At 40.8% G+C, this 10,348-nt stretch carries 10 protein-coding genes; 5 read left to right on the top strand and 5 right to left on the bottom strand.

The window, feature by feature from the left end; all coding sequences use genetic code 11:
- Together HP439_RS19440 and HP439_RS15360 are read right to left on the bottom strand one after the other, a co-directional pair.
- On the bottom strand, positions 1-316 hold a 316-nt coding region (locus tag HP439_RS19440; protein ID WP_216657872.1), incomplete at its 3' end, for a hypothetical protein.
- Positions 317-719: 403 nt separating this feature from the next.
- Positions 720-929 (bottom strand): hypothetical protein, encoded by a 210-nt coding sequence (locus HP439_RS15360; protein ID WP_172391220.1) that lies wholly within the window; start codon positions 927-929, stop codon positions 720-722.
- Positions 930-1,121: 192 nt separating this feature from the next.
- Here HP439_RS15360 and HP439_RS15355 point away from each other — a divergent pair, with 192 nt between their 5' ends.
- From HP439_RS15355 to HP439_RS15345, 3 genes are read left to right on the top strand one after another with little or no spacing between them, the layout of a single operon-like run.
- Entirely contained in the window at positions 1,122-2,573 is a 1,452-nt protein-coding gene (locus HP439_RS15355) for a TlpA family protein disulfide reductase (RefSeq protein ID WP_172391219.1), read from the top strand.
- Positions 2,570-5,791: a SusC/RagA family TonB-linked outer membrane protein gene (locus HP439_RS15350; RefSeq protein ID WP_172391218.1), complete on the top strand. Its 3,222-nt coding sequence runs from the start codon at positions 2,570-2,572 to the stop codon at positions 5,789-5,791. The genes HP439_RS15355 and HP439_RS15350 overlap by 4 nt, the downstream gene beginning before the upstream one ends.
- 10 nt (positions 5,792-5,801) lie before the next feature.
- Entirely contained in the window at positions 5,802-7,178 is a 1,377-nt protein-coding gene (locus HP439_RS15345; protein WP_172391217.1) for a RagB/SusD family nutrient uptake outer membrane protein, read from the top strand.
- Between the two features lie 60 nt (positions 7,179-7,238).
- On the opposite strand, the gene HP439_RS15340 is transcribed toward HP439_RS15345, so the two are convergent.
- The 3 genes from HP439_RS15340 to HP439_RS15330 form a co-directional block, all read right to left on the bottom strand.
- On the bottom strand, positions 7,239-7,610 hold the full coding sequence (locus HP439_RS15340) for a hypothetical protein (RefSeq protein ID WP_172391216.1): 372 nt from the start codon (positions 7,608-7,610) through the stop codon (positions 7,239-7,241).
- 34 nt (positions 7,611-7,644) lie between these two features.
- The gene (locus HP439_RS15335; RefSeq protein WP_172391215.1) at positions 7,645-8,418 is read right to left on the bottom strand and encodes a MauE/DoxX family redox-associated membrane protein; all 774 of its coding nucleotides are present in this window, start codon (positions 8,416-8,418) and stop codon (positions 7,645-7,647) included.
- A 147-nt stretch (positions 8,419-8,565) separates the two neighbouring features.
- On the bottom strand, positions 8,566-9,585 hold the full coding sequence (locus tag HP439_RS15330) for a helix-turn-helix domain-containing protein (RefSeq protein WP_172391214.1): 1,020 nt from the start codon (positions 9,583-9,585) through the stop codon (positions 8,566-8,568).
- A 289-nt stretch (positions 9,586-9,874) separates the two neighbouring features.
- Here HP439_RS15330 and HP439_RS15325 point away from each other — a divergent pair, with 289 nt between their 5' ends.
- Positions 9,875-10,045 carry a hypothetical protein gene (locus HP439_RS15325; RefSeq protein ID WP_172391213.1) on the top strand — a complete coding sequence of 57 codons (171 nt, stop codon included), beginning with the start codon at positions 9,875-9,877 and terminating at the stop codon, positions 10,043-10,045.
- Positions 10,046-10,053: 8 nt separating this feature from the next.
- Positions 10,054-10,348: hypothetical protein (locus HP439_RS15320; protein WP_172391212.1), on the top strand; the 295-nt coding region annotated here is incomplete at its 3' end.

The raw sequence follows: 10,348 nt of genomic DNA, 5'->3' as shown, positions 1-10,348 counted from the left end.
TTTTGTATAGGTTTCCTGATGCCTTTACTGGGTTTTTCGTAATTTGAATCGACGAGTCCATTCTCTTTAATGCCACTGATAACGTATTTGGGTTAACATCCCAATTGAGTTCTGTTTTTATAAATCTTAAAATTTCTAGACGCTCTCTTTCAGTATCTAAAAAACCAGACGGTATAACTTTGTACTTAATTATATAAGGTACTGTTGGAATTTTATTCAGGAGAACGATTTTGTCAGTTTCGTTCCGGTAATTGCGCAATAATCGCTCTCTGAGTTTCTGTGGAACAACGAAGTTTTCGCGCGAAATATTCTTCAAACTTATTTGTGTCACGCTACTAATAAGCTTTAAGGTTAAGTTCGTTATCGGATTAGAGTTTCTTTCGCTTCTGATATTTGTAATTGTACCACGAGACAAGCCGCATAGTAAAGCGAAATCATGGTCAGATAATCCTGACGCATCGATCAATTGAGATAAATTCTTTTTTATTATTCTCTGTCTAGAATGCACAGAGCAAAAAGACAATTGTAAATAGTGACATTTTGAACAAAAAATTATTTTTATTTCATTTATATATGTATATTTGTCTTATTGAAATCCAGAGCGTTGTATTCTGGAATGCATTAAAATCGAAGAGTCTCGTCCAAATCTCTGACAATATATTACAAGCGAGGCGGTAGAATTTAATGCCCAAGTAATTATTTTGCGTAATTTTGTTGCGCTATAGTTCTTGGGCTTCTACTGTAAATCCACCTTGTAAGGGGTCAGAGCCTTTGGAGCGGTTGGTAGGAGCCACTATAGCATTTCTATAACCTTCACCGATGCACAGACTCACTTTATAAACTAAATTTGGTGAGCAATGGATCAAAAAGATCAAATCTTCAAGAACATTATTTCCGCGCCTGAGTAGCTCAGACCGCTGTCTAGTCATAGTTATGACTTTCTTCCATCGGTTAATGACTCCAATAACAAGCGAACTAACCATTCTATCTGCCGTATCAGAGCATTCCGAATAATCTTTTAACCAAATTTTTACTGATTGGACGAAGTATGTCTAGGTCGTGGTATGGACGCATTTCATTATACCAGATACACGTAGTCCGATCTCTTAAATCCTAAAAAAATGAAGAATTTTTATTGGGGTGGAACTGGACTGCTTTTATTGCAAGGAATCAGACACCTACTAAAATCAAAAAATAATCGAAGTAGAACGTTGTTCAGCTTCGTGCTATCATTATCGTTTTTGTTGTTTAGTAATCTAGCAAGCGCTCAGGAGCCCCGCAAGGACAGCGGGGCCGATGGGCGAGCGAAGATCACACCTTTGCAAGTGGGGGACAAATTGCCAGATTATATTTGGCAACAAGAAATCGATTTGCATTATTTCGATGGCTCGAGTAAAACCATCAGTTTTTCCGATTTGAAAGGCAAAGTCATATTGTTTGATTTTTGGTCAACAGGTTGCCCTTCCTGTATCGCAGGTTTTCCAAAGATGGAAGAATATCAAAAAAAGTATTCGGATGACCTTGTTGTGGTGTTAGTAAATAGCAAAAGAAACAAAGAAACACCGGAACGAATCGCCAATAGATTCAAGGTTTATAAAGAAGTATACGGGTATACTCCGGTACTTCCAAGTATATTAGACGATACTTTATTTACATCTCTTTTCCCACATAATTCAATACCCAATAATACATTTATCAATAAAGATGGAGTGTATTTGGGTAGTAGTATGGGCGGCAAGTTTTCGCAAGAACAACTACAAAGCATTATAACAACAGGGACCACGGACATCATTCATAACGGCATATTTCGTAACCAGGGAAACAGAAAAAATGTACCACCACTCGTCGACACAGCAAACATCGATTTTTTCCATGGGTTCATAGAATATCAACCCCATTATCTTTCGGCGGAGCTCGAGTTATCGCATAAGAATGGACACTCGTTTTTTCAGAAGGTGAACTTTGATTTTCTTTCCTTTTGCAATGACGCTTTTAAAAAGGAGATAAAGGGCTTCTCAATCAGCGATTTTGTTTTTGAAGATCAAATAGCTAATGACATTCTTCAGAGAATTTTCCTTAAAGACCGGAATCATGAGGCATTTTGTTATCAGTTGTTTAGCAAAGATTCCATTGGAGAGGAAGAACTTTTACGAATACATAGGGAAGACTTTTTACAATATTTTAAAATAGGTGTTAAACGGCAAACATCTGAAATTGATACCTACGTACTCGAATTGACCGATGCCTTTTCAAAAATAGAAACAAAAGGAGGCATGAGAAGATCGACAATTGATTCCGAGGAAACACCGACCCAGTTTTCAAATTTTTCGATTCGCCTGTTGTTAGGAAAACTAATTTATTGGCTAGACAGACCGATTACGGTAACCGGATTGTCTCAGGAGGAATTGTTAACTAATGTAGATGTTGAAATTCCCGCTTTTTTCTCAAATTTCTCCGAAAAAGAGCAACTTCTGTATTTAGAGAGTCTCGGACTAAAATTTACGCCCCAGCGCGTGAGGAAAGAGTATCCTTTATTTTATTCGGCCAGAAACAATCAATCCCCTAAGAAATGAGATTCATCAGTTTTATTTTAGTAATCGGCTTATCAGTACTCTTGGGCAAGGCTCAAGAAAGGATGAACCCGTTGATACAAGGGACGATTTTGGCTGACGAAACGGAAAAGCCGCTGGCGGAGGTAACGATCTATGCGATCAAAGGGAAGATCGGCACTTCTTCAGATAGGAACGGTATTTTTGAGATCAAGGTATTGGATCCGGCGGATTCTCTTCGAATAAGCTCCGTTGGGTACACGACAGTCGTATTGCCTTCATCATACTTTAGTGACTCTCGGGCTCTGCTTCTTAAACGAAGTGACAATCTGATAGACGAAGTCATAATTGAAACGGGGTATCAGCAGGTGAAGCCAAATGAATCGACAGGGGCTGTGGAAGTGATTGATAACAAAATGCTGAATGCGCAGCCGGGGACGAACATCCTCCAGCGGTTGAAAAATATGGCTTCCTCCGTTCGCTTCGATAACCAACCTATACAGAATGGAGATTTGCAGAAGCTTAATATTTCGGTGCGTGGTATGAGCACAATCGATGGTAATCTAGATCCCCTGGTTGTGTTGGATGGGTTCATTTACGAAGGGAGGATTGAGAATATCGATCCGAACGGTATTGAAAGTATCACGATTCTTAAAGATGCTGCTGCTAGTTCGATTTGGGGAGCTAGGGCGGGTAATGGCGTCATCGTCATGACTTCTAAAAAAGGCGCAATATCGGAAACGCAGGCAACTAAAATATCATTCAGTAATACGCTACTCATGCGGAAGCGTACGGATCTTAACGAACTATATCAGTTAGACAATCATGATTTTATAGCGGTTGAAGAGATGTTGTTTAATAGCGGGTATTACGATAATCAGCTCTCACGAACTCCCTACATCGCCGTTACTCCAGCGATTGAGATTTTTCGTAAAAGAAAAGAAGGTTTGATTACGATGAAAGATTCTGCAGCGATGATCGAACAGTTGATGGGGTATGACGGTAGGAAGCAGTATATGGAAAATTTTTTAAGTACACCGCTGGTGAATCAGCTTTCATTGGGTCTTACAGGAGGAACTAAAATAAATTCATTTGGAATGGTTTTAGGGTATACCACGAACCGCTCAGAGACGAGTGATAAGGATAGGAAGCTGAACATACAACTTTCCAATAGTTTTCGGCCCACTAAAAATCTACAATTAGATTTTCTGGTGCGATACACAAATAATAGACAGAGAAGTGGCAAGCCGGGGTATTCTTCATTAACTTATTCGGGTAGAGCGGTTCCATATATGTCTTTCTTTGATCAGAACGGTAAACAATTGCCATTGGATTTGAGTTATCGAAGTTCATACATGGACGCAACGTATAACGAAGGGTACCTCGATTGGAGCTATTATCCATTAACAGATTATTTACATTCTGGGACAAATCGTAATCTTAACGAGTGGTTTTCTACTGTTCGTGCAGGTTATAAGATAGCCTCATTCCTAGAAGCTAACGTCTCGTTTCAGTACCAGAACCAACAACAAGAAACCGTTAATATGAATGACCAAGAGAGTTATTACTCACGGATGTACATCAACCAATTTACGCAATATGATCCCACTACGGGAGTCCCGGTTCATATTGTCCCTCTGGGCGGGATCCGAAACGCGACCGAAAGCAAAGGATCTTCTTACACGGTTCGCGGTCAGTTAAATTTCAATAAGACATTCAGTCACCATACGGTAATCGGCATATTAGGCACTGAAGCGCGTGAAAATATCGTTAAAGGAAGTAACTTGACTGCATATGGGTATAGCGATAATCCGCTCACCGCAGTTGCTGTGGATTATGCGCAATCGTATCAAATAGCGCCTACCAAAGCGAGTAGAACGATTGCAGGAACACCTTCGTATTCACTATTGACGAATAGGTTTGTCTCTTTATACACAAACTGGAGCTATATATATAGGAACCGCTATGGGCTCTCCGGAAGCTTTCGTCGAGACGGGGCAAACATTTTCGGCGCGGCCACAAATGATCAGTGGTCTCCTCTATGGTCCGTGGGGACTTTTTGGGAATTGGGTAAAGAATCATTCCTAGACATCGATTGGATTGATCAGCTAAAGATGCGCGTAACCTACGGTTATAGTGGAAACGTTGACTTGCGGAAAACACCTCAACCGGTGGGATCTACAGGTGGTAGTATATATACCAATTATCCCGGACTCGTTATTGCCATGTTAAATGATCCAAGTCTTCGCTGGGAAAAAATTGGTACGACTAATTTCGGGTTGGATTTTTCATTTCTTAAAAATCGAATAAATGGATCGATAGACTACTTTGTAAAAAGCGGAAAGGATCTTTATGGTAAATCCGAATATGATTACACCACATGGGGAAGGAACGGGACAGTAACCAAGAATGTGGCGGCGATGCGGACAACAGGTATGGATATAGTGATAAACACCAGGAATGTTGATAAAGCGATAAAATGGAACAGTCGAATTGTCCTTAATTTCAATAAAAACAAAACGGTAGCCTATTACAATTCCTTGAATACTGGGATTGTGTCGTTTCTCGGTAACGGGACAACGATACAACCTATCGTTGGAAAACCATTATATGGCCTGGCAGGTTATCGATGGATGGGATTAGATAATGAAGGAAATCCGCAAGGAAGCCTATATGGACAGCCCAGTACAGCGTATTCTGATATTCAAAATCAATCTTACCTCGATTCTGAGGCAAGCGGAAGCATCGTTTATTTCGGATCTGCCAAGCCTCAGATATTTGGATCCCTAATGAACACAATTACTTATCGTGCCTTTAGCTTTGCGTTTAATATCAGCTATCAAGGAGACTATTACTTTAATAGGCCTGTTACATCTTATAATAGCTTGTTCCGAAACGGCGGGGCTTTTCCCGATTTTGAAAGGCGTTGGCAGAAAGTTGGCGACGAATCGAAAACTAATGTGCCGGGAATGCGATATCCCATTTCATCGGGTAGGGATGCTTTTTATCGGAATGCAGAAATCAATGTGCTGCGTGCAGACCACTTGCGTCTAGAGTTTCTATCTCTGCGATGGGAGCGTACATATAAATTGGCAGATCGTAAATATAATCTTAGGATTGAAGGTAGCGCAAACAATCTAGGTTTGCTGTGGACAGCAAACAAGGAGGGTATTGACCCCGAATTTCCATATAAGATTGCCCCCGCTCGTGTTTACTCTCTGGGTGTTCAACTAGACTTTTAAAATAATAAAGATGAATATAAATAGAAAATGGACATATATGGTACGGGTAGTATCTGTGTATCTCGTAATTATGTGTGCCGGCTGTGAGAACTATTTGGATGTGCAGTCAAATAGTGCCTTCGAGGTACCTAAAAGTTTGAATAGTTTAAGAAGGCTTCTTGATGCATCCGCAGAGATGAACAGAAGTATTCCTTCAATTGGAGAGGTGTCGGCTGATGATTACTTCGTCCAAGACGTGACTTTGGATCGAGCTTCAGAGACACACCAACAAGCGTATTATTGGGAACGCTATGAGTATTTTTATAACAATGATTGGGCGAAGGCTTATTTCCCAATATATACTTCAAATCTAGTACTAGAGACGTTGCCTTCGATAGAGCGTACAGTGGAAAACGGGCGAGAATGGGACGAGGTAAAGGGGACATCCTTGTTTTTTAAGTCGACCCATTACCTTTCTCTGCTTTGGACCTTCGCAAAAGCATACGATGCAAATACTTCGCAAGACGATCTGGGGATCGTTCTGCGCGTATCTGCAGATCCAACAGTAGTATCAGAAAGATCAAACGTTCAAGAGTGTTATGAAGAAATACTACGGGGATTTCGTGAAGCCTCCGAGTTATTGCCTGAAAACACGACTCATATCATGCGACCGACAAAAGTCGCGGCATTTGGGAGCCTTGCAAGATGTTATCTAGCAATGGCGAAATACGATTCTGCATATTTTTATGTTAACAAAGCGCTCCAAATTAAAAGCGACCTACTTGATTTTAATTCACTCGAGGACGTCGCCGTGGAAGAATCATATCCTTTCAGCCGGTTTAGCAAAGAGACGGTGTCGTATTTTGAGCTTGTGACTTTGAATCCGACAATTCAGGAGCGTTATGCTTTTATTGATACGTTACTGGTGAACTCATATTTAGAAAACGATCTACGCAAGAAAGCATACTTCGACTTTAATGATCAAGGATATGCGACGTTTAAAGGAAGCTACGCTGCTGGAGCGGTGTTATTTGGGGGTATCGCCGTTGACGAACTTTATTTAATGCGCTCTGAATGTAACGCCCGTCTAGGGAACCTTTCCGCTGCGCTTGACGATTTAAACCTCTTGCTGAACACAAGGTTTATTGAAGGTACGTTTATTCCATACAGTGACACATCTCAGCAAGATCTACTCAAAATTATTCTCCAAGAACGGCGCAAGGAGTTGGTTTTTCGGGGGTTAAGATGGATGGATCTAAAGCGCCTGAATCAAATGGGTGCTGATATTGATATTGTACGCAATGTTGATGGAGAAACATTCACGCTCCGTGCAAATGAAAACCGATGGGCCTTACCTTTACCGACCGATATTATAAGGGAGACCGGAATGGAACAAAATCCGATATAGCTTATTAAAATTTAGAAAAAAAAGAGCCGCAATTTTGCGGCTCTGCTATTTACATGAATATTACTCGGCGCTTTTATTCGTGAAAGTCGGCGAAGTTCCACTGCTTCCACCCGACCGCTCTGGGATATAACCTTCAGAGGTCTGCTGAGCATCCAGTTGGATTTTTACCGAATCCAGTTCTCCTGCCGGAGTAAGATCATTTTGATCGACCTCCATCGAGCAAGCGTGCTCGTTCGGTCCATCACAGGATTCACCATTTGGAATATCATTCCAATTGGATTCATCCGCGACTTCAGCTTCAACTTCTGGGTCACCGTGAAAATACAATGTTACATCTGCTAGATTATTAGGCGCAACAATATTAAATGCCGAAAATCCGACAACTGAGGCCACAGCTACTATAGCCGCGACGTAAGATTTTAAATTTTTCATAAGTGTTATTTTAATTTTAGGATTATTCAGGGGTTTAACGAAATGGAACAATCATCAAGATCTCGGTCACATTTTTTACGGAAGGTATGACAAACGTATACGGTGGCCAGTGCGGTACTGGCCTGCCCGTGAATAGTGCAAATCGTCTGGGGAATTTTTTAAAACATGAAACTTTAAAAATCAAAAAGTGGAATAAAAGAATCGGTGTGGCTGAAACAATAATTTGAACAAGAGTGCTATCCCTCATTACTTTATTAGGACCATCGTCCTTTTTTGTAGGGTTGTCCGATGAATGTAGAAACCATCCCAAAAGTGAAACGAAAAGAAGGATAAGATTTACGATCAGGTGTGATGACCACGATAGCTGTGAGAATACCGAAGCACAACCGCAGGGACGTTTTTCATACATCCCTAGCAGTCCTAGTCCAATGTAGACAGAAAACACAGCAAGCAAAACCGCAGATAATAGAAATGGACTGATAAACCGGAAGGCTCTCGTTCTGATTTTGAATATTGTGTAAAGGGAAGGCAAAGAAAGCTGTTTTGGATTCGGCCGGTCAGTAGATTTAGTGCCACTTGAGTTCGCGGAATGATACTTCGGCAGTACGAATAGTAATCCGATTGCGAGTTCTACTAACGGTAAAAGCCAGAAAAGGATGTCGGCCCACCAATTAGGGAATGGCTGGGTTTGGAGCGAACGGTGAAAGCCTTGTGGTGTCCATAATTTATCTAGCGCCACATAGATCCAGAATACCATAAGGAACAGCTGCAAACAAAATAGGGCGATAGATTTAATCCGAGTATACATTTTTATTTTAGTTTTGATCAAAAGTAAAAATGTAATAGTTTTAAAATCAGCCTTTTATTCCTATTTATGGGTGTCTTTATTTCCTGGTGTGTTGTATAATCGACCTTTCAGTCTCATCTGTTGAAGGTGAGGCTGAACAAGATGAACTTAGCGCTGATCGTTACGCTCCTGAAGATTTTTCACATAAACTGACGGACTGAATCCGGCTCTCCCTTTGAAAAACCGATGGAAATTTTCCGGCGAATTATAGCCGCAGCTGTAGGCACAATTTTTAATAGATTCTCCCCGTTCGAGTAATTTCATAGCTTTTTGCAGGAGCAGTTCTTTTTTGTAGTCAAGCAGCGATCCATGAAACTTACATTGATGCACGCGGTGAACAGTAGTCTTCTTGTAACCTAAGATCTCATAAATCGAGTTGAAGCTAAATGCATTTCCGTACTGATCGACGTGGTCCTCGACGAGTTGACGCGCTCTATCGGCGATGCTGTGCTCGTACGATTCTCTACTATAGTGCTCGTTATAATTGTCCCTAGCTAATTCGATGAGCCTTACTATTCCTTGAAATATAAATGCTTCACCTTGGAGTTCTTTCTGATTTATGTTTTCGCAAAGATTTTGGATAAACATTGTAGTTCTAGAATCTATTGGAATGATTTCGCTGAATTTCGGGATATTCATACGCGTTCTTTGTGCGTCGATCACCGTTTTTATGAATTCAAATTTTCTTTCGTTTTCTCGACGAAATATCTTATTGTCAAAATAGTATCCAAACAGATGTGTTTTTCCTTTTGGTAGGCGAACGCGGTAACAGCCGTCGGGGAGGTAAGCGAAACAGCCATAATTGGGGGCAAGCGCAAGATGGTGTCCCCAGCGCTTACCACTGGTTATATGTACAGGTTTTATTGCATCGAGCAAATATAATTTGTGAAGATCACTGAACTTGGACTGCATTAAAAAGGTTTGGCTATGCGGCAGAATAATCTCGAAACTATAGAGATAGGCATAGCGCCCGTCGAATTCCTGAATCACACATTCGGCGGTTTCAATTTTGAGATTCGTGCGCTTCGAATTTAACATTTTAAAGGAAGACACCAGAGATTGCAACTGGGTTTGCTCCACCATATTCTTTACGTATAGACGGCCCGGGAAATAGATCGTTTTTTTCATCAGTAGATTTGATTTGGCAATTGCTAATGACGAGTTTTTCCGATTTGATGTCAAGTGACAGGGGTGACACGAGCAATCTCTGTTTTCGAAGGAAAGCGGCTGAATGGTTAACCGCGTAACGTTTAAGGGTGACATAAGGTGAAAAAAAATAGCCAAAAAGGGTACTTCACTCCCTAAATCGGTACATAATCACTTTTATTCGTTTTTACCAGATATTCTCTCGTAAGTTCGGTAGTGATATCATTGATGACTAAGGCCTTAGTCTTTTACTAAACAAAAAAAATAAAAAATGATGAAATCAAGAATTAATCCCACTCGAAAAGCTGATGTGTCCGAAATCGTCAGCAACGCGGTAAACAAACCGTTAGATGGCGGTCAGCTGACTGTTTTAACAAGTCCCCTGTTGCTTAATGAACTTTGCGACGTAATATTTCCGGGACTGGGTTTTCCTAATCGTTAACAAGGATCATGGATTACACGAAGTATTGTGAAGGGTTGGGCATTGTGCCCAATCCTTTACCGAAACGTATTGCGTCCGCAGACACGCTTTCACTTAATACGTTCGGGTTAATTAGCGCTAATCTGTATAATTTTTTACCCCAAATGCCTTACCAAAAACACCGCGTTTTATATCGAGACTTTAAGCTGAATCAGTGGCTACATGGGTTAGATTCCGCATTCTTCGATGACGAGTATCCGTTGCCTGTCGAGGGGATGGGGGAGGTGTTGGATAAAATTACAAACCAAAACGGCATTATCTGTA

Source organism: Sphingobacterium shayense (assembly GCF_013179575.1).
GTDB lineage: Bacteria > Bacteroidota > Bacteroidia > Sphingobacteriales > Sphingobacteriaceae > Sphingobacterium > Sphingobacterium shayense.
This window is presented reverse-complemented; position numbering and strand designations above follow the sequence as displayed.

Coding starts and splice junctions, on each gene's coding strand:
- HP439_RS15360 (WP_172391220.1), bottom strand. CDS start 929: ATGACTAGACAGCGGTCTGAGCTACTCAGGCGCGGAAATAATGTTCTT.
- HP439_RS15355 (WP_172391219.1), top strand. CDS start 1,122: ATGAAGAATTTTTATTGGGGTGGAACTGGACTGCTTTTATTGCAAGGA.
- HP439_RS15350 (WP_172391218.1), top strand. CDS start 2,570: ATGAGATTCATCAGTTTTATTTTAGTAATCGGCTTATCAGTACTCTTG.
- HP439_RS15345 (WP_172391217.1), top strand. CDS start 5,802: ATGAATATAAATAGAAAATGGACATATATGGTACGGGTAGTATCTGTG.
- HP439_RS15340 (WP_172391216.1), bottom strand. CDS start 7,610: ATGAAAAATTTAAAATCTTACGTCGCGGCTATAGTAGCTGTGGCCTCA.
- HP439_RS15335 (WP_172391215.1), bottom strand. CDS start 8,418: ATGTATACTCGGATTAAATCTATCGCCCTATTTTGTTTGCAGCTGTTC.
- HP439_RS15330 (WP_172391214.1), bottom strand. CDS start 9,585: ATGAAAAAAACGATCTATTTCCCGGGCCGTCTATACGTAAAGAATATG.
- HP439_RS15325 (WP_172391213.1), top strand. CDS start 9,875: ATGATGAAATCAAGAATTAATCCCACTCGAAAAGCTGATGTGTCCGAA.